Source organism: Pseudomonas orientalis, from assembly GCF_002934065.1.
Taxonomy (GTDB): domain Bacteria; phylum Pseudomonadota; class Gammaproteobacteria; order Pseudomonadales; family Pseudomonadaceae; genus Aquipseudomonas; species Aquipseudomonas orientalis_A.
On sequence record NZ_CP018049.1, the window covers coordinates 3,306,330 to 3,324,575 of the forward strand.

17 protein-coding genes are annotated in these 18,246 nt (G+C 60.9%); 5 read left to right on the forward strand and 12 right to left on the reverse strand.

What is annotated here, in order from left to right:
* Positions 1-53: 53 nt before the first annotated feature.
* Both BOP93_RS14800 and BOP93_RS14805 read left to right on the forward strand, forming a co-directional pair.
* Positions 54-443 carry a DUF2946 domain-containing protein gene (locus BOP93_RS14800; RefSeq protein WP_104503227.1) on the forward strand — a complete coding sequence of 130 codons (390 nt, stop codon included), beginning with the start codon at positions 54-56 and terminating at the stop codon, positions 441-443.
* A 92-nt stretch (positions 444-535) separates the two neighbouring features.
* Entirely contained in the window at positions 536-2,662 is a 2,127-nt protein-coding gene (locus BOP93_RS14805; protein ID WP_104503228.1) for a TonB-dependent receptor, read from the forward strand.
* A gap of 614 nt (positions 2,663-3,276) precedes the next feature.
* Here BOP93_RS14805 and BOP93_RS14815 read toward each other — a convergent pair.
* Together BOP93_RS14815 and BOP93_RS14820 are read right to left on the reverse strand one after the other, a co-directional pair.
* The gene (locus BOP93_RS14815; RefSeq protein ID WP_104503229.1) at positions 3,277-4,293 is read right to left on the reverse strand and encodes an ABC transporter substrate-binding protein; all 1,017 of its coding nucleotides are present in this window, start codon (positions 4,291-4,293) and stop codon (positions 3,277-3,279) included.
* Between the two features lie 129 nt (positions 4,294-4,422).
* Positions 4,423-4,893 (reverse strand): hypothetical protein, encoded by a 471-nt coding sequence (locus tag BOP93_RS14820; RefSeq protein WP_057725140.1) that lies wholly within the window; start codon positions 4,891-4,893, stop codon positions 4,423-4,425.
* A 364-nt stretch (positions 4,894-5,257) separates the two neighbouring features.
* On the opposite strand from BOP93_RS14820, the gene BOP93_RS27450 reads away from it, so the two are divergent.
* The 3 genes from BOP93_RS27450 (at position 5,258) to BOP93_RS14830 (ending at position 6,198) form a co-directional block, all read left to right on the forward strand.
* Positions 5,258-5,533, forward strand: a complete 276-nt coding sequence (locus BOP93_RS27450) for a hypothetical protein (protein ID WP_157943505.1) — start codon at positions 5,258-5,260, stop codon at positions 5,531-5,533.
* Positions 5,534-5,653: 120 nt separating this feature from the next.
* On the forward strand, positions 5,654-5,884 hold the full coding sequence (locus BOP93_RS14825; protein WP_104503230.1) for a hypothetical protein: 231 nt from the start codon (positions 5,654-5,656) through the stop codon (positions 5,882-5,884).
* A 71-nt stretch (positions 5,885-5,955) separates the two neighbouring features.
* Positions 5,956-6,198: a DUF2789 domain-containing protein gene (locus BOP93_RS14830; RefSeq protein WP_065885227.1), complete on the forward strand. Its 243-nt coding sequence runs from the start codon at positions 5,956-5,958 to the stop codon at positions 6,196-6,198.
* Positions 6,199-6,248: 50 nt separating this feature from the next.
* On the opposite strand, the gene BOP93_RS14835 is transcribed toward BOP93_RS14830, so the two are convergent.
* The 10 genes from BOP93_RS14835 to BOP93_RS14880 form a co-directional block, all read right to left on the reverse strand.
* The gene (locus BOP93_RS14835; protein WP_430758782.1) at positions 6,249-7,913 is read right to left on the reverse strand and encodes a methyl-accepting chemotaxis protein; all 1,665 of its coding nucleotides are present in this window, start codon (positions 7,911-7,913) and stop codon (positions 6,249-6,251) included.
* Positions 7,914-8,008: 95 nt separating this feature from the next.
* Positions 8,009-8,413: a TraR/DksA family transcriptional regulator gene (locus BOP93_RS14840; protein WP_003191666.1), complete on the reverse strand. Its 405-nt coding sequence runs from the start codon at positions 8,411-8,413 to the stop codon at positions 8,009-8,011.
* A 422-nt stretch (positions 8,414-8,835) separates the two neighbouring features.
* Positions 8,836-9,858, reverse strand: coding sequence for an ABC transporter permease (locus BOP93_RS14845; RefSeq protein ID WP_024076018.1), 1,023 nt, complete (start codon positions 9,856-9,858; stop codon positions 8,836-8,838).
* Positions 9,859-9,883: 25 nt separating this feature from the next.
* A complete protein-coding gene (locus BOP93_RS14850) occupies positions 9,884-11,437 on the reverse strand; it encodes a sugar ABC transporter ATP-binding protein (protein ID WP_104503232.1) in 1,554 nt (517 codons plus the stop codon).
* Positions 11,438-11,502: 65 nt separating this feature from the next.
* The gene (locus BOP93_RS14855; protein ID WP_104503233.1) at positions 11,503-12,438 is read right to left on the reverse strand and encodes a sugar ABC transporter substrate-binding protein; all 936 of its coding nucleotides are present in this window, start codon (positions 12,436-12,438) and stop codon (positions 11,503-11,505) included.
* A 48-nt stretch (positions 12,439-12,486) separates the two neighbouring features.
* Complete coding sequence (locus BOP93_RS27635; protein WP_163001556.1) at positions 12,487-12,663, reverse strand: hypothetical protein; 177 nt, start codon at positions 12,661-12,663, stop codon at positions 12,487-12,489.
* Between the two features lie 128 nt (positions 12,664-12,791).
* The gene (locus BOP93_RS14860) at positions 12,792-13,820 is read right to left on the reverse strand and encodes a Gfo/Idh/MocA family protein (RefSeq protein WP_104503234.1); all 1,029 of its coding nucleotides are present in this window, start codon (positions 13,818-13,820) and stop codon (positions 12,792-12,794) included.
* Between the two features lie 632 nt (positions 13,821-14,452).
* Positions 14,453-15,463 (reverse strand): Gfo/Idh/MocA family protein, encoded by a 1,011-nt coding sequence (locus BOP93_RS14870; RefSeq protein ID WP_104503235.1) that lies wholly within the window; start codon positions 15,461-15,463, stop codon positions 14,453-14,455.
* A 19-nt stretch (positions 15,464-15,482) separates the two neighbouring features.
* Positions 15,483-17,414 carry a 3D-(3,5/4)-trihydroxycyclohexane-1,2-dione acylhydrolase (decyclizing) gene (gene iolD / locus BOP93_RS14875; RefSeq protein ID WP_104503236.1) on the reverse strand — a complete coding sequence of 644 codons (1,932 nt, stop codon included), beginning with the start codon at positions 17,412-17,414 and terminating at the stop codon, positions 15,483-15,485.
* Between the two features lie 10 nt (positions 17,415-17,424).
* Complete coding sequence (locus tag BOP93_RS14880) at positions 17,425-18,240, reverse strand: TIM barrel protein (RefSeq protein WP_104503237.1); 816 nt, start codon at positions 18,238-18,240, stop codon at positions 17,425-17,427.
* Positions 18,241-18,246: the final 6 nt, after the last annotated feature.

An 18,246-nucleotide genomic window follows, 5' to 3' on the forward strand; every position in this document is an offset into this window, starting at 1 on the left:
CCTGATATTTTTTGCAGGTATTTCGTCGGCAGTTGATGGTAAAGTGCCGCCCCATGAAACTCGCCCGTACCGACCGCTCGCTCATTGCCTGGATGCTGTATGGCTGCGTCCTGTTCAATGTGTTCGCCTGCAGCATCGGGCACGGGCAGATGCTCGGGATGCAGCTCAACGGCATCAGCGGCCAGTTTTGTACGGTCGACCCGCGCACCCAGGCGCCCGTGCAATCGAACTCTATCGATGAGAGCCTGCCAACCCTGGCCAAGGCCTTCGGTTGCCCGCTGTGCTCCACCGGCGGCATGGGCCCCGCGCTCAGCAGTCACCTGAATGTAGCGGTGCTGCCACAACCGCACGCCCCACCTGCGGCCATTGTTCTCGCCGCCGACATTCCTGCCCGCCTCACCTGGCCCACGGCCAACCCACGCGCGCCACCCGCCTCTGCCTGATCCCTGCGCTGTCCCTCTGCACTGACCACTGCTCCCTCAGGGAATACGCGCGGTCGTGCGTTGCTTTCACGCCAAGTTTTCAGGATTCAACTATGAAACATTTACCCTTGCTGGCGGGCCTGTACGGTTGCCTGCCCGTTTGCGCCGCAGCCTTTGAGCTGGCCCCTACAACTATCGAAGGCGAGCAAACCCGTGATGCCGGCCTGACCCTGGATCAATCCAGCGGCATGGCGTCGCGGCTGGGATTGAGCGTGCGCGAAACCCCGGCGTCAATCGCCATCGCCACACGCAACGACATCGAGCGCCATGGCGCCAAGACCTTTCGCGATGCAGCCAATACCTTGCCCGGCGTCAACGCCAGCGCGCCACCGGGCTTTGGAGGATTCGTCTCATACCGTGGCTTCACCAGCGGCCAGATCACCCAGATGTTCAACGGTATCAACGTCGCCACGGGCCTGGCGCGGCCGGTGGATGCGTGGATCTACGACCGTGTCGAACTGGTCGGCGGCCCCTCCTCCCTGATCAATGGCGCAGGCTCCGTAGGCGGCTCGCTGAACTACGTGACCAGACTGGCCAGCCGGGAGGAACAAGCCGCCGAAGGCCAGTTGACGTATGGCAGTCACGATACCGCCGGCCTGGCGCTGGGCCTCAACCATGCGCTCACCGAGCCGGGTGCCGCCGTGCAGCATTACGCGCGCGTGGATGTGAGCCGCAACACCCAGCACAGCTACATTGACCGTGATCAGCGCGAGGCCTGGAGCATGGCGTTTTCCCTGCTCAGCGACTTGACCCCGGACCTGACCCACACCCTGGCCCTGGAATATCAGGACGAGCACGAAGACAGCCCCTACTGGGGCACTCCCGTGCTCAACCCCAAGGCCGGCGAACTGAAGATCGACAGGCACAACCGTTTCAACAACTACAACGTCGCGGACGGACGCTATGAGCAGCGCACACTCTGGGCACGCTCGATCATCGATTACCGGATCAACGACAGCACTACGCTGAAAAACACCCTCTACCACCTCGACAGCCAGCGCGATTACCGCAACCTGGAGACCTACCAATACAACGCCGACAACAGCGCGGTGAACCGCTCCACCGCCTATCAGGTGCGGCATCAGGGTGAGCAGAACGGCAACCAGTTCGAGCTGCGTCATGAGGACGCTGTCTTCGGCCTGGCCGCCACCTGGTCCGGGGGCTTGGAATACAAGGTCAACAGCACCACCAACAGCCCATTGAACGTGCCGGGCAACAGTACCGTCGAGCCGAACGGCTATCAGCCCGGCCATTTCTACGACATACCGGGCACCCGACCCGGTTTCGTCAAAGACAAGACCAGTGCAGTGACTACAAAAGCGTTGTTCGTGGAAAACCGCCTGGGCTTGACCGACACCTTGTCGTTGCTCACAGGCCTGCGCTACGACGCCATCGACCTGGACGTGACCAACCACAGAACGGTGACAGCCGCCAACCCCAGGCACCTCCAGCGCAGTTGGGAACCGGTGACCGGGCGCGTGGGTTTGACCTACCAGTTCATGCCCTCCGCCAACGTCTACGTGCAATACAGCACCGCCGCCGAACAGCCGAGCACCACGACTCAGGTGTTCGACGTATCGACCGGCAAGCAATGGGAAATAGGCAGCAAGTTCGACTACCTCGAAGGCCGCGGCGCCGCTACGCTTGCCGTCTACAGGATCGAACGCAAGGACTTTGCGGTAACCGACCCACTGGACCCCACCCGCAGCATTCCCGTGGGTGCGCAGTCATCCAGGGGCATCGAACTGGCCAGTTCGCTGCGCATCACCCCCCGATTACTGGCTGAAGGCAACGTCGCCTGGGTGGACGCGCAATACGACGATTTCAACGAAAAAACCGCCAGCGGTGCGGTGGTCTCGCGTAAAGGCAATACGCCGACCAACGTGCCCAAGCGCGTGGGCAATCTATGGCTGACCTATGACTTTTCAGAAAATTGGCAAGGCGGCGTAGACGCGCGCCATGTCGCCCAGGTGTATGCCGACAATGCCAACACCCAGACAGTGCCGGCCTACACGCTGTTTGGCAGTTTTCTGCGCTATAAAGTGGACATACACACCTCGATAACCGGCCGGGTGCGCAACCTGACCAATGAGGTGTATGCCGAATTCGCCCACGTATCACCGGCGTATTACCTCGGCTCACCGCGAACGTTCGAGGTGGCTGTACAAACCCGATTCTAAAGCTCAAATGCAAGCAATGTGGGAGGGGGCTTGCCCCCGATGGCGGTGGGTCAGAGACAACAGAGCTGGCTGACCCACCGCATCGGGGGCAAGCCCCCTCCCACATTTGGATCGCGGATCGACACACGATACCGGTCGGCTCTAAGGCCGCCGCGCTTTTGCTCTTGATCTCAGGCGCCCCGTTAAACCACGCTGGCCGAACGCAGGCTTGAATCCGAGGGCAACCCGGCAGGACGCCGGGTTAGCCGCACTGGGCCATGGATGGCCCATTGCGGCGACCCACGGATTCAAGCCTTCGCTCGGGCACACCGAGCCTAGGCGAGGTGCCGAGTGGTGGGGCAAGAGCGTTTTGCTTACTTTTGACTGGGCCGGCATTCCGGCTTTTCAAAAGTGAGCCGCCGTAAGGGCGGAACCCATAGCAGTCGTTACCGCAGAAACGGATATGTACGCGGTCCAATCCAACATCCTGGTCGGCTCTGAGGCCGCCATCGGGGGCAAGCCCCCTCCCACATTTGGATTGCAGTGCATCACTCAGATAGCTATAGGCTGTCCCGCCTTCATGGGAGCAAGCCCCTCCCACATTTGGATCGCCATCAGGTAGCGATATTGTCGAATCACTTGAGGGCCGACTCAACCTTGAGTGCCACATCATCCGTCAACCACGCCTTCCACACCTCAGGATGAGCCTTGAGAAACACCTGGGCCACCTCCCGAGGCGGCGTATGATTCTCACTCATTTTCGCCAACGCCTGATTAAGCGGCTCGATAGGAAACTCAACCTTCTCGAAAAACTGCGCAATCTGCGGATGCTCTTTCTGGAATGGCGTGGACACCCCGATACTCAACCTGGACGCCAGCGACCGCGTCGGCTTGGGATCAGGATTGTCCGCATCCGTCAGCGTCTTCCAGGCCTGCGCATCGAACGGCGGCTCTTGCAGTTGAATCAGCTTGTAGCGGCCCATCAACGGCGTAGGCGACCAATAGTAGAACAGCACCGGCTTGCCCCGACGAATCGACGAAGCAATCTCCGCATCCAGCGCCGCCCCCGAGCCACTGCGAAAGTTCACGTAGCTGTCGTCCAGGCCGTAAGCCTTGAGCTTTTGCCGGTTGACCACTTCCGAAGTCCAACCTATGGGGCTATTGAGAAAGCGCCCCTTGCCCGGTGACTCCGGGTCCTTGAACACATCCTTGTAGCGCGCCAGGTCCTCCACGCTTTTCAAGTCAGGGGCCAGCGGTTTTATATTTTTGGTCGGATCACCCTTGACCACGTACTCCGGCACCCACCACCCCTCGGTGGCGCCCTTGACCGTATCGCCCAGGCCCACCACCTTGCCTTGCGCCTCGGCCTTGACCCAGACCGCGCTGCGGCCGGCCCACTCTTCACCGATCACCTGAATGTCGTTCTTGGCCAGGGCGGTTTCCAGGGTGATGGTGGTACCGGGCAAGGTGTCGGTGGGCAAGTCGTAGCCCTTCTCGACAATGAACCGCAGCACCTCGGTGATCAGGCTGCCGCTTTCCCAGTTCAGGTCGGCAAAGTGCACCGGCGCCTGGGCGGCCGATACCGGCACTGACGCCATGGCCAGGCCCAGGCTCGTCAGCGATGCAGCCAACAGCGTTCTCAATCCTTTCATTGCTTCGCACCTCGCGATATCGCAGCCATCAGCGGACGGCTTTGCTGCTATGCGCGAAGCCTCTCTGGTAGTTAAGTCAACTCAACTGTAGTAGAGGTTCCGGGAAATAAAGAGCACGTGTGCAGGGCGTTACTCGCTGGCCTTGAACGTCACCAGTTCGCCCTTGCGCCACTTGGCGGCTTTGCCGGTGACGGCCTTGAGGGTTTTGGTCAGGCCTTCCTGCAATTGTTCGTGAGCGGCAAATACCAGCATGACGCTGTGGCCTTCCTTGAACACAATGCCCTCGCCTTCAGCCGAAGACACAAAGGCGTAGTCGCCCAGCCCATAAACGGTCAATTTGATATCGCGAAACTTCAGTTCGAACTTGCCACCTTCGCGACTGGGCAATACCGCCGCGCGAAAATGATCGCCCACCTTGAGTTCCAGGCGTGGCTTGTCGTCCACGACCAACGCCGCTTCAGTATCGATCTCGGCGATGTAGATACCTTCCGGCGTCTGTTCGGTAACGTAGACAAAACGAGATTGAAACTGCTTGACCAACTTTGCGCGCAAATCACCCAGCACGAACAACGCGTGCATATCCAGATTACTGACTGCCAAGGAAACGCCCCCACATCGATAAAGCACTGACCGCTTGAGCGGGCAGCACAAAAAAACGGCCGTTACGGCACGAATGGCATACTCGTTAAAAAATCTAAGACCCGCACAGACAGCCGCGGTGCCCCGTGTGCAAGGTCATCCGGCGACAGCAAATCACAGGTTCAACGACCCGAGAATACGAGTCGAACAACTTCAGAGAATAACCCGATTAAAAACACAGTTTTCCGACACGCATCACAAAAGAAAACACCGGCTCATGGAACCAGGCGCGCGTTGCCGACGACAATACTAAAACAGCAACACAGGTCAAAACCAGCCGAAACGTGGCGCTTATATCAACCCGGTCGATCGACAGGAGCTGAGCATGCAACGACGTCAACACGATACTGCGTCTTTTCACACTCATTCATCATGTCCAGACGAACATCAATACTACTGCTTACCTGCACCCGATGGGTACTCCCATTCCGTGCTTTATCGGGTGGTGCCGGCGGGAAGAAACTTTTTTCATATCCAGGAAGTGACCAGCGGCAGAATAAAAGGCTTTCGCAGCGATCACAGCAAGGCCTGTGCACTGGCAAAAGCGCTGGAAGCCAACCCGCCTGGCCTGCACGGCACACTCGTTTCGTCAGCTGGCTGACTGTACTGCACACTTTACTGCACAGCGGCCCTTCAACAACTGCCATACTGACTCGTCCTTGAAGTTTGCCCCCTGGGGTCAGGTTTCATCAGTGCAGTTACCGCGAAGGGAAGGCTATACGTGACGGAATTTGATATTGGCGAATTTTTTATCCATGGCGATGCGAGGGAAGTGGACGGAGAGTTTCAAGCGGTCATCATCATGCGGGCCAAACCGCCGTTGACCACGGTAACAACGCATCAGGTCGAAAAAGACCGTTGGTTCAAAACCGTCGACGCTGCCGCCCTTGCCGGCAAAGACGCCGCCAGGGCCCTGAAAGCCGCCGTGGATTCAGGCGCACTCAATTCGTGACAATCCGATAGAACTCTGGCGCGCCATCCCCCTCACATGCAGAACGATGATCAGCCCGCATGGAGAATATGATGGACACCACCACCCCGACACTTGAAACCCTCTTCGACCAGTTAGGCCTGGACTCCAGTCAGGAAGGCATCGAACGCTTCACCGCCGAGCACCGTCTGCCGGATGACGTGAAACTCGTCGACGCGCCTTTCTGGAGCGAGCAACAGGCGAGCTTCCTCAAGGAACAACTGCATGTCGATGCCGAATGGGCGCCTGCGGTCGATGACCTCAACGCCCTGCTGCATGAGTCTCCTGTCGCTTGATTCAAACGCACTGACCGCACGCCGCTCCTCCCGCAGGAGTGGGCGTGCTGCTATTGAGGCTTGTAGCCCAGGCGCAAGCCACCCCAATGCCGCCCGCGGACCATGATCGGCACTGACAGGTCGTGCATCAATTCGCCGGTATCGCGCGTGTAGGTCTGCAGCAACATGGCTTGTTGATGACTGCCGCACCGCAAGCCCGTGCGGTCGTCAAATTTGCGCTTGGTGCGGTTCTGCACCGCGTCCACCTGAGCATCACCGGTCAAAGCGTGGGAAAACGCTTTGTTATGCGTCGGCACGTAGCCCTGCTGCGTGCAGGCAATGGCAAACACCAAGCCTTCATGACGCGGCAGCAGCGCCTCCTGGATAGCGGGCAATACCTGATCGGTGTAGGCGTCAAAACGGGTTTTATATTTGCTCGGGTGGGTATTTGGAATCAGCGTGTAGGTGCGATCGAACAGATCCTCCAGGCTGACCCGGCTGTGCAGCACATCCGCCTCGAACTGTTCGCCAATTCGCCGGGCGCCTTCGCGGGCCAGGTCATAGATGCGCTGGTGATAGTCATCCAGGCCGACTTGCGCCAGGCGCTCGCTGATGGTCTCTGCCTGCCCTTCCATCTGCACAGCGGCATCGGCGAGCTGACGGGTTTGCTGATCGCTGATCGCAAGGTCGCTGCGCATCTGTTCCACGGCGTGGAACAGGCTGTCGAGTTGAGTGCGGTTGGTGTCGGTGCCCTGGGCGATTTCACTGACCTGCTGCTCCACATCCGCCGCCAGGCCGGCGATGCTCGCCAGGTGTTCGCCGGCATCTTCCACTTGCTCTACACCGGTGTGCAGGTCCGCCGACAGCTGGCGAATCTGCTCCACCACCTGGGCCGTGCGCTGCTGGATGTCGGCGACCATCACCCCGACTTCATCGGTGGCCGTGGCCGTACGTCCGGCGAGGCCGCGCACCTCATCGGCGACCACCGCAAACCCGCGCCCGTGCTCTCCGGCCCGCGCTGCTTCAATCGCCGCGTTCAGCGCCAGCAGGTTGGTCTGGCTGGCGATGGACTGGATCACCAGCGTCACGCGCTGGATTTCCTCGCTGCGCTGGCTCAAGGCTTCGATCAGCGTGCGGCTGGCATCGGCACGCTGGCTGAGCTGATGCATGCGGGTGATCGACTGCACCAATACTTCACGGCCTTCGCTGCTGCGCTGACGGGCCTGGCTGGCCGCGCCCAACGCCTGGCGGCTGAGCTGGGCAGTGACCTGTTCGGTGCCGATCATCACCTGCGCGCTGCTGACGATTTGCTGGGAGGCGCTCAACTGCGATTGCAGGCGCGCCGCCAGTTGCTTGACCGAATAGGCCACGCCCGCAGCGGAGAGTGCATTATGGCTGGTGGTATGGGACAGGTCGCGCGTCAGCGCGCCAATCGCATCGCTGGCGGTAGCGTGGGCCACAGAAGGCTTGGGACTTTTCAGGCGGGGTAGCCAGATCACCAGCAAGGCCAGCGGCAGGCACAGATAGATCGGCAAGCGGGCAAACGCCAGGCCCAGCAGTAAGAGCACCAGAGCGGCACTCTGCGCGAGCGGTATCAGCCAGCCGGGCAGCACCCGCGCCGCCGTTTGCGGTGGTACTGCTGCGCCCATCAGAGATCCATCTCCAGCCATTGTCGTTACCCCGCTGCTTGTCGTTATTGTGCCTGCATTAAACGCCACTATCGGGCCATTATCCATGGGCCTTTAGTACAGGCGCTTGCAGTAGATCAATAACCAGGGCTGTAACGCAAAGCTCTCCGGGGAGCCGATCAGACGGCCCCCCGTACACCGCGTCAGGCTTGACGCTGGTGCTTGTCGATCTGTTCGTGGCGCTCTTGCGCTTCGATGCAGTATTTGGTGGTCGGGCTGATCAGCAGGCGTTTGAGGCCGATAGGCTCGCCGCTGTCATCACACCAGCCAAAGGAATCTTCCTTGATGCGTTCCAGGGCACGTTCCAGTTGCGGCAACATGCGCTGGTCGCGGTCGATGGCATTGACCAGCCAGGTGCGCTCTTCTTCCACGGAAGCAGCGTCGGCCGGATCGGCCGGGGTGTCCAGGCTTTCAATGGCGATACGGTTCTGTTCAATGCGCTCGTGGTGTTCCACTTTCATGTCTTGCAGCAACTTCTCGAAAAAAGCGTGCTGTTCGGCATTCATGTAGTCATCCGCCGGCATGGCCAGCAACTTTTCCTTTGTCATTGATTTCTCTATAAAAAATACGTGCATTAAGGCGAATAAGGGAGCGTTCCGGCCGACCTCTGCAGGTCTCGGAAAGGCGCCATCCATTCCAAGCGCCACCCGGCACTCAATTTACGAGGGGCGGCAGTCTAAGGCCGACTTGAAGGCGCAGCAACTGAAATGACAGGCATTTTTCCCGAACAACCCCCAAAAGCACCAGGACGGGCTTGGCGAACGGTCATCGGAGTGCGTTTATAGCAAGAAATTCAAGTTTATGGAGCTATATAGAAGACAGACGGTTGATCCGGACGGCATAGAACTAAAAATGTGGGAGGGGGCTTGCCCCCGATGGCGGTCAGCCAGACACAGATGTTCAAGCTGACACACCGCTATCGGGGGCAAGCCCCCCTCCCACATTTGACCTGCTGCAGCCTTGAGTTCGCCTAGCGCTTGAGCTTGCGCTTGTTGCGATATTGGTCGATCACCACCGCCACCACGATAATCAACCCCTTGATGATGTCCTGGATATACGCATCCACCCCGACGAAGGTAAAGCCGCTGGCCATGACGCCGAGGATCAGCGCGCCGATCACGGTGCCGGTGATGCGCCCTACCCCGCCCGCCAGGCTGGTGCCGCCGATCACTGCCGCCGCGATGGCGTCCAGCTCGTAGGACATGCCCATGCCCGCCTGGCCGGTCGCCGCGCGGGCCGAAGCCACCACGCCGGCCAGGCCTGCGAGCAGACCCGCGATGCTGTAGACGATGATCAGGTGACGCTTGACGTTGATCCCCGAGGTGCGCGCCGCCTGCATGTTGCCGCCGATGGCATAGGTGTACTTACCGTACTTGGTGTAACGCAGGGCGATGTGGAAAATCACCGCCACCACCAGAAAGATGATCACCGGCATCGCGCCATGGCCGATGGCCGTGTACGAGTCCGAGAGCATGCTCACCGGCTGGCCTTCGGTGTAGTAACGTGCCAGGCCGCGGGCCGAGACCATCATGCCCAGGGTCGCAATGAACGGCGGGATACCGGTGACCGCAATAATACTGCCGTTGATCGCCCCCGCCAGCAGGCCCACACCCAGGCCCATCGCCACCGGGATCCACACCGGCAAGTCGGTCAGGGACGGAAACACCGCCCGGGAAAAATCGGAAGTCTGCGCCAAACTGGCGGCGATCATCGCGGACAAAGCCAGCACCGAGCCGGACGACAGGTCGATACCGGTGGTGATGATCACCTGGGTCACGCCGATGGCCAGCAAGCCGATGATCGACACCTGCAGGATCATCAACACCAGGCGCTGGGAGTTCATCAAAAAGCTCTGGTCGCGCACGATCCAGCCGAACAATTCGAACACCAGGCCGATGCCGATCAGCACCAGGAAGATGCTCAATTCGGTAGGCAGGCGTCGACGGTGCTTGACCGGCGCCGTGGCCGGCTTGTTATCTGTTATTGCATTCATAACCCATCACCTTCTTATTCTGGAGTCAGTGGACCACGGTCATACCGGAGGCCAAGTGCATGACTTTTTCCTGGGTCGCATCCGCGCGATCCAGGGTGCCCATCAGTTCGCCTTCGTGCATCACCATCACCCGGTCGCTCATGCCGAGCACTTCGGGCAGTTCCGAGGAAATCATGATCACCGCCATGCCTTCGCTGGCGAGGAAGGCGATCAATCGATAGATCTCGGCCTTGGCGCCCACGTCGATGCCACGGGTCGGCTCATCGAGGATCAACAGGCGCGGATTAGTCATCAGCCATCGCGCCAACAGCGCTTTCTGCTGGTTGCCGCCGGACAGGGTATCGATGCACTGTTCCAGCGATGGCGTTTTCACCCGCAGCTTCTTGCACATGTCTTCGCACAGGGCGCGCAGGGCCTTCTGCTGGATGAAACCGTTGCCCGAATAGTGCGGCAGCACCGCCATTTCCATGTTTTCCAGCACCGACAGGCACGGGAACAGGCCACTGAGCTTGCGGTCCTCGGTCAACAGTGCAAAGCCCTTCTCGATGGCCATGTGCGGATCGCTGATGCGCACCGGCTTGCCGTCCAGAGTGATCTGCCCGCTGCTGCTGGGGGTAATGCCGAAAATGGTTTCCGCCACGTTGGTGCGGCCCGAGCCCATCAGCCCCGCGATGCCGAGGATTTCACCGGCGTGCAGGTCGAATGAAACGTCCTCGAACACGCCGTCCAGGCTTAAATTGCGCACCGACAGCAACAAGTCGCCAATCGGCGTCTCGCGCACCGGGAACAACTGGCTCAGCTCGCGGCCGACCATCATCGAGATCAGGCTGTCGCTGTTCATGCTGTCGGCGCGTTGCAGGCCGATGTACTGGCCGTCGCGAAACACCGCCACTTCATCGGCGATGGCAAACACTTCGTTCATTTTATGCGTGATGTAGACGATGCCTTTGCCCTGGGACTTGAGGTCGGCAATGATCGAAAACAGGTGCGCGACTTCCTTTTCGGTAATCGCCGAGGTCGGCTCATCCATGATCAGGATATCGGAGTCGTAGGACACGGCCTTGGCAATCTCGACCATCTGCCGTTCGGCGATGCTCAGGTTGCCGACCTGTTCTTCCGGGTCGAGGTTGATGCGCAGGCGCGCCAGCAGATCGGCGGTGCAGCGGTGCATTTCGCGGTGGTTGACCATGTGCAGGCTGTTGAGCTGCTCGCGGCCGATCCAGATATTTTCGGCGATGCTCATGTGCGGCATCAGGTTGAGTTCCTGGTGGATCATCGCAATCCCGGCCTTCTGCGCCGCCAGCGGCGTCTCGAAGGTGACCGGCTTGCCCCGCAGGCGGATTTCGCCGGCATCGGGCTGATAGATGCCGGCGATGATTTTCATCAGCGTCGACTTGCCCGCACCGTTCTCGCCCATCAGCGCCAGCACCGTGCCGGGGCGCACGCGCAGCTGCACATTGTCCAGGGCCACGACGCCGGGAAAGCCTTTGCTGATGTTGAGAATTTCCAGCAGGTAGGGTTCGTCCTGCGCCAGCGGCTGGATACCCGGCGGCGGCGCGACAGTGGCGTGAGCGAGCATAGGAAGGTACTCCATCTGCAGGGCGGCCGTGACCGCCCTGCCAGCTTAGGGTTGTGAGTTCAGGGCTACTTGAAGTCTTTGACGTTGTCCGGGGTGATGAGCTTGAACGGGATCACCACGTTCTGCTCCACCGGCTCGTGCCTGGCCATCTTGCGCGCCGCTTCCACCGAGCCCACGGCCTGGCCCTTGGCGTCCTGGAACGCCGAGGCGGCCATGTCGCCCTTGGTGATGGCGTTGAGGCCGTCCGGCGTGCCGTCGACCCCGGCGATCAACACCGTGCCTGGCTTGGTACCTGCCGACTTCAGCGCCATGGACGCGCCGATCGCCATCTCGTCGTTGTTGGCCAGCACCGCGTTGAACTCGCGGCCCTGGGTCAGCCAGTCGTTGACCAGGGTCATGCCCCTGTCCCGCAGCCAGATGCCGGTTTGCTCCTGCTCGATCTTGATGTCCGGGTACTTGGCCAGCACTTCCTTCACGCCCTTGGTGCGGTTGGTGGTGGAGTTGTTCGCCAGGTCACCCAGCAAGATCACGATCTTGCCCTTGCCGCCGAGCTTTTCGGCGATGTATTGCATTTGCAACTTGCCGGCTTCGACGTCATCGGAGACCACCGCCACCACGTCCTTGGGCAGGTCTTTCTGGTCCGGACGACGGTTGACGAACACCAGCGGGATGCCTGCCTTGGTAGCCGCACTGATAATGTTCTTGGTCGAGGCGGTGTCCACCGGGTTGACGATGATGGCGTCGACTTTCTGACTGATGAAATTCTCGACCTGGCTCAGTTGCTTGACCACGTCGGCACGGGCGTCTTCGAACTGCAGTTGCACGCCGTCGCCCTTGGGATAGGACTTGGCCTGCTTGTCCATGTCTTCGCGCAGGTAGGTCAGGAAGGTGTCATCGAAGGCGGACATGCTCACCCCCACCTTGATGTCAGCCGCCGCGGCAACGCCGCTGGCGAGCAGCATCGACAGGGCCAGCGCGGTAAAACGGATCGGGGTCTTCATGAACGGTCTGTCTCCACTTTCTTGTTGGTTTTATGGACGTTGCGTTTATCAGCGTTCGGCAGGCACGCGGACCACCGGAGCGCCGGGAATGCAGCAGACCAGCGCGCCCTGGTTTTCGACGCACAGCACATTGAGGAAGGAGAAGTAGAACGGCCGGGCGCGAGGCAATGCGCGTGGCGTGTGGGCAGGGCGTAAAACTCGCAGTACAGCGTTGAAGATTTTCATCTGACGGTACCTGGTTGTTTTTGATCTTGTTTTTGTTGAGTCGCCGGGGTCGAGCCCAAGACGTACTTTATGCAACCTGGAAAAGACTTTATTGGAAAATAATTTCCATATCAACCTGTTTTAGAATTTTATTCTATTTTTGTCGAAACCACCTGCTGGCGCTCGGCGCTGAGGCGTGCGGCGTCCAATATACGGGTGGTTTCCAGCGCGTCATAGGCGTTTACCGGCAGCGGCCCGTGGCCTTGCACGGCACGTTGCAACTGCCGGTAGAACTGCGGCCAGCAACCCTTTTCCGAGGGCACCCGTTCCCGCTCCGACCCTTGTTCGAACCAGCCCCAGCGTCGATGCTCTTCCGCGCCCCAATGCTCGCCTTCGGTTTTCGGTGACTTGCCGGCCATCAGCGCGTCTTCCTGGCCGTCCAGCCCCTCAACGGTGTAGCAACCCAGCGTGCCACTGACGCGAAATCGCGGCGCCTGGCTGTTTTGCAAGGCGCTGCCCCACAGGTGCGAAATCACCCCGTTGGCATGGGTCAGCGCCACGAAAAAGCCGTGATCGAGGCTGGGATGCTCGGGCGTGAAGTGCAGTTGCGCAAATACCCGGTCCACCGGGCCGAACAGTTGCAGGGCCTGGTCCACCAGATGGCTGCCGAGGTCGCGCAACCAGCCGCCGCCGCTGGCATTGCCCACCGCCTGGGGGCTGTAGCGTTCGACGCGGGATTCAAAACGGCTGATCTGACCCAGCGCACCGGCTTCGATGAGTTTGCGCAGGGTCAGGTAGTCCGAGTCCCAGCGCCGGTTCTGGTAGACGCTGAGCAATGTGCCTTGGCGTTCAGCGGCGGTGATCAAAGCCTGGGCCTGCTCGGCGTTGGCGGCGAAGGGTTTGTCGCTGACCACCGCCACGCCATGTTCGATGGCTTCGAGCACCAAGGCCGGACGGCCTTTGAGGGTGGTGGAGATGACGAGGGCGTCGACGCCGGCTTCGACGATCTGGCCGAGGGTGTCGAAGGCTGGCAGGCCAGGGTGGTCGTTTGCCAGTTGCTGGCGGCGTTCGGGGGATCGTGTGACGACGCCGACAAAGGTCGCGCCTGGCAACGTCGCAATCAGCGGCGCATGAAAGAAGCGCCCTCCGTGGCCGTAGCCGAGTAGTCCGATTCGCATGATTTATTCCTTCTTTGAAGTGCAAACCCAATCAAATGTGGGAGGGGGCTTGCCCCCGATGGCCATAGGTATCTACACAATTTTGGTGCGACACCGCACCTGTGGCGAGGGAGCTAACGCGTATCTACCTGACGCTCCGAGGTCCAAATGTGGGAGGGGGCTTGCCCCCGATGGCGGCCTCTGGGCCGACCAGGATGTTGGATTGGAACGAGTACATATCCGTTTCTGCGGTAACGGCCACTTAGGGTTCCGCCCTGACGGCGGGTCACTTTGGAAAAGCCCCAAAGTAACCAAAGGGCTCCTGCCCCACCACTCGGCACCTCGCCTAGGCTCGGTGTGCCCTCTCTCCGGCTTGAATCCGTGGGCCGCCGCAATGGGCCATCCATGGCCCAGTGCGGCTAACCCGGCGTCCTGCCGGGTTGCCCACGGATTCAAGCCTGCGTTCGGCCAGCGTGGTTTAACGGGGCGCCTGAGATCAAAAGCAGATCAAGATCAAGAGCGACTCGCTTCGCATCGTGGTTTGTAGGTACCTATGCCCCGACGGCAGTGTGCCAGTAACTACTCTTGTCACTGATCCACCGCTATCGGGGGCAAGCCCCCTCCCACATTTTTAACCGCGTTTCTCCAGTGGTTCAGCCATAGAAATGCGGGCGATCCGGCAGGCTCACCGGCACGATCTGTCCACTGTCCTGCGCTTCGATACAGGCATCCGCCGCCACCGCCGCCGCGTAGCCGTCCCAGGCCGACGGCCCGCCCACTTGCCCGGCGCGCACGCTGTCGATGAACGCCTGCAATTCGACGTCATAGGCGCCGATAAACCGGTCCTTCCAATCCATCAGAATCGCGTTCGACAATTTCGCCCCACTGCGCATCTGTACCTGTGAAGGCTCCGGCAATTTGGCGATACCGCTCTCCCCCACCACTTCGCATTGAATGTCGTAGCCGTATTGGCAATTGACGAACACTTCCACGTCGATACGCGTGCCCTTGACGGTCTCCAGCAGCACGATCTGCGGGTCGCGCAGGTGCGCCAGGGCTTTGCTGGTCTTGCGCGGGAACACCACCTGCACCGAGACGTAGTCGTCGTTGAGCAGCCAACGCAGTACGTCCAGTTCGTGGATCAGGGTGTCGGTAATCGCCATGTCGGTCTTGTAGTTCTCACCCACCGTCGGGTTGCGATGGGCGCAGTGCAGCATCAGCGGCTCGCCGATCTGGCCGCTGTCGATCACCGCTTTCAAGGCGCGATAACCTTCGTCGTAGGGGCGCATGAAACCGACCTGCACCAGGCGCTTGCCGTGTGCCACTTCGGCCTCGACGATGCGGCGGCAGCCTTCGGCGGTCACGGCCAGAGGTTTCTCGCAGAACACCGGTTTACCGGCGGCGATGGCGGCGAGCACGAACTCTTCGTGGCTCGGCCCCCAGGAGGTCACCAGCACGGCTTGCACCTGCGGCGAGTGGATCAACGCATGGCCGTCCGGGTACACCTCGGCGTCCAGCTTCAAATCGGCCACCACCCTGGCGGCCTGTTCAAGGTTGATATCGGTGACCGCCACCACCTGGCTGTTGAGCAGGGTCTGGCTGCAACGACGAATATGGTCACGGCCGATGGCACCGGTACCGATCACTCCAAGCTTCAACGACATACATGCACTCCTCTTGTTATTAGTACTGCCGGGCCTTGGCCAATTGTTCATTGAGTTTTTTTGCGGCGGCGTTGGTGCGTTCGCTGGTGGACACCTGCGCCACCCCCACCCGCCACCACGACAGGTAGCCGTGGACCATGGTTTTGGGCAGCACCTTGATATCGATCAGGGTCGACACGCTTTGGGTACGTGCATCGGCCAGCGCCGCTTCAAGCTGTTCCACGCTGCTGACCTTGTAGGTCTTACAGCCATACGCCGCCGCGCTCATGGCGAAATCCACCGGCACCAGGCCACCGTCGAGCTTGCCGCTCTCGGGGTTGCGGTAGCGGAACTCGGTGCCGAAGCTGTCCATGCCGTTGCCGATCTGCAGGTTGTTGATGCAACCGAAAGCCATGTTGTCGAGCAGGACCACATTGATCTTGCGGCGCTCCTGGATCGAGGTGGCCAGTTCCGAATGCAGCATCATGTAGGAGCCATCGCCGACCAGCGCGTACACCTCTTTGCCCGGTTCGGCCAGCTTCACGCCGAGGGCGGCGTTGATCTCGTAGCCCATGCACGAATAGCCGTATTCGACGTGGTAGGTGTTCACGCCCTTGCTGCGCCAGGCGCGCTGCAGATCGCCGGGCAGGCTGCCGGCGGCGGCGACAATGATGGCGTCGTCGGCCAGGGTCTGGTTGAGCACGCCGAGTACGCGACTCTGGGTCAGGCAGGAGCCGGTCAGTTCGATAAATTCGCGCAGGACCGCGCGGTCCAGGTGGTCATCGACTTCAGGGACGAAATCATCGCCCTGGTATTCAACCTGATGCACCCGGTCCACTTCGGCGTCCAGTTGCGCCCTGGCGTCGCGCACCTGTTCGCCCCAACCGGCGCGGTAGTCGCCCAGGGCATCAGCCAGCGCTTCCAGGGCGACCCTGGCATCGCCCAGCACTTGCACGCCGTCGAGCTTCAACGCATCGCACGGGCTGATATTGAGGTTGAGAAACGTCACCTCGGCCTGTTTGAACAGCGATTTTGACGAGGTGGTGAAGTCGGTATAACGGGTGCCGATGCCGATGATCAGGTCCGCCTCGGGCGCCAGCAGGTTGGCCGCCAGGCAACCGGTCTCGCCAATACCGCCGACGTTCAGCGGGTGACTGGACACCACCGCGCTCTTGCCCGCCTGGGTTTCGGCGAAGGGGATATCGAAGCGCTCGGCAAAGGCTTGCAGCGCAGCATTCGCGCCGGAGTACTTCACCCCGCCGCCACAGATGATCAGCGGTTTGCGCTTGCCGCGAAAAGCCGCTAGCGCATCGTCGAGCATCGCGGCGGTGGGCGGGCGACGCTCGATGCGGTGCACGCGTTTTTGCAGGAAATAATCCGGGTAGTCCCAGGCTTCGGCCTGCACATCCTGGGGCAGCGCCAGGGTGACCGCGCCGGTTTCCGCAGGATCAGTAAGCACGCGCATGGCGTGGATCGCCGCGCTCATCAATTGCTCCGGGCGGTTGATGCGGTCCCAGTATTTGCTGACCGAGCGGAAAGCGTCGTTGGTACTGATGCTCAAGTCGTGGAACTGCTCGATCTGCTGCAACACCGGATCAGGCTGGCGACTGGCGTAGACATCACCGGGCAATAGCAGCAACGGAATGCGGTTGGCGGTGGCGGTGGCCGCGGCGGTGAGCATGTTCGCCGCGCCGGGCCCCACCGAGGCGGTGCACGCGTAGATCTTGCGGCGCAGGTGCTGTTTGGCAAAGCCGATGGCGGCGTGGGCCATGCCCTGCTCGTTGCGGCCCTGGTGCACCACCAGGTCACCGCTGTCCTGCTCCAGCGCCTGGCCGAGGCCCAGCACATTACCGTGACCGAAAATGGTGAACACGCCGGCGACAAACTTGCTCTGCACGCCATCGACTTCGATGTATTGGTTATCCAGGAACTTCACCAGGGCCTGGGCCATGGTCAGTCGGGTGGTGGTCATGTCGCGCCCCTTAACTTTTTTTCAGGTGGGCAATGCTGGCCCCCAAGGCCTGCCGGATATCCGCCAGTTCATGCACGCTGCTCGCAAACGGCTCGAATGACAGGTAGCCGCTGTAGCCGGTGCTGAGCAAGGTGTCGATCTGCGCCGCATTGCCAAGGATGTCGCCCTCGCCCACCAGTACGCGGTGGCCGTCACGGATCGCGTTGAGCGGCGCGTCGGCATCTTCCACGCCGGAGATGTGCACCAGGCCAGTGAGTTCCGGGAAGAACTCATGCTCGTTGGCAAGATGGTGATGGAAAGTGTCGTGCACCACACGGAACACATCCAGGCCGCCGATGGCCTTGATCGCGTCCACCGCCACGCGCTTGCGGCGCAGGGCGGACTCTTCGAAGCCCAGAGGTTCGACAAAGCCGAGGATGCCGTACTCGCGCAGGATCGGCGCCAGTTCGCTCAGTGCCGTGCGCAAACCGGCGGCGCGCTGGGCATCGGTGCGCATGTCGCCCGGTTCGTTGAACGGGCACATCACCAGGCCCTGGGCGCCACATTCACGGGCATAGGTGGCAAGCTCGATTGCCTGGGCCCGGCGTTGATCGTTCCACACGTCAAAGGGATACAAGGCGTTGATCGACAGCACTGTGATGCCCTGCGCCGCGCACAACTCGCGCACGCGGCTGGCGGGCGTGCCGTATTCGATCTGGCGGTCCTTGAGATCATTGCGGATCTCGATGGCATCGCACTTGAGCGACGCGGCCAACTGGATGAAATCCGGCAGGGACAGGTTGGGTGCGACCATCCGGTTAAGGGCAAAGCGTAGCGGCGACTTCATTGTTGT

Excerpts from the sequence above, each read along its gene's own strand:
- BOP93_RS14800 (WP_104503227.1), top strand. The coding sequence starts at position 54 with ATGAAACTCGCCCGTACCGACCGCTCGCTCATTGCCTGGATGCTGTAT.
- BOP93_RS14805 (WP_104503228.1), top strand. The coding sequence starts at position 536 with ATGAAACATTTACCCTTGCTGGCGGGCCTGTACGGTTGCCTGCCCGTT.
- BOP93_RS14815 (WP_104503229.1), bottom strand. The coding sequence starts at position 4,293 with ATGAAAGGATTGAGAACGCTGTTGGCTGCATCGCTGACGAGCCTGGGC.
- BOP93_RS27450 (WP_157943505.1), top strand. The coding sequence starts at position 5,258 with ATGCAACGACGTCAACACGATACTGCGTCTTTTCACACTCATTCATCA.
- BOP93_RS14830 (WP_065885227.1), top strand. The coding sequence starts at position 5,956 with ATGGACACCACCACCCCGACACTTGAAACCCTCTTCGACCAGTTAGGC.
- BOP93_RS14835 (WP_430758782.1), bottom strand. The coding sequence starts at position 7,913 with ATGGATAATGGCCCGATAGTGGCGTTTAATGCAGGCACAATAACGACA.
- BOP93_RS14840 (WP_003191666.1), bottom strand. The coding sequence starts at position 8,413 with ATGACAAAGGAAAAGTTGCTGGCCATGCCGGCGGATGACTACATGAAT.
- BOP93_RS14845 (WP_024076018.1), bottom strand. The coding sequence starts at position 9,858 with ATGAATGCAATAACAGATAACAAGCCGGCCACGGCGCCGGTCAAGCAC.
- BOP93_RS14850 (WP_104503232.1), bottom strand. The coding sequence starts at position 11,437 with ATGCTCGCTCACGCCACTGTCGCGCCGCCGCCGGGTATCCAGCCGCTG.
- BOP93_RS14855 (WP_104503233.1), bottom strand. The coding sequence starts at position 12,438 with ATGAAGACCCCGATCCGTTTTACCGCGCTGGCCCTGTCGATGCTGCTC.
- BOP93_RS27635 (WP_163001556.1), bottom strand. The coding sequence starts at position 12,663 with ATGAAAATCTTCAACGCTGTACTGCGAGTTTTACGCCCTGCCCACACG.
- BOP93_RS14860 (WP_104503234.1), bottom strand. The coding sequence starts at position 13,820 with ATGCGAATCGGACTACTCGGCTACGGCCACGGAGGGCGCTTCTTTCAT.
- BOP93_RS14870 (WP_104503235.1), bottom strand. The coding sequence starts at position 15,463 with ATGTCGTTGAAGCTTGGAGTGATCGGTACCGGTGCCATCGGCCGTGAC.
- iolD (WP_104503236.1), bottom strand. The coding sequence starts at position 17,414 with ATGACCACCACCCGACTGACCATGGCCCAGGCCCTGGTGAAGTTCCTG.
- BOP93_RS14880 (WP_104503237.1), bottom strand. The coding sequence starts at position 18,240 with ATGAAGTCGCCGCTACGCTTTGCCCTTAACCGGATGGTCGCACCCAAC.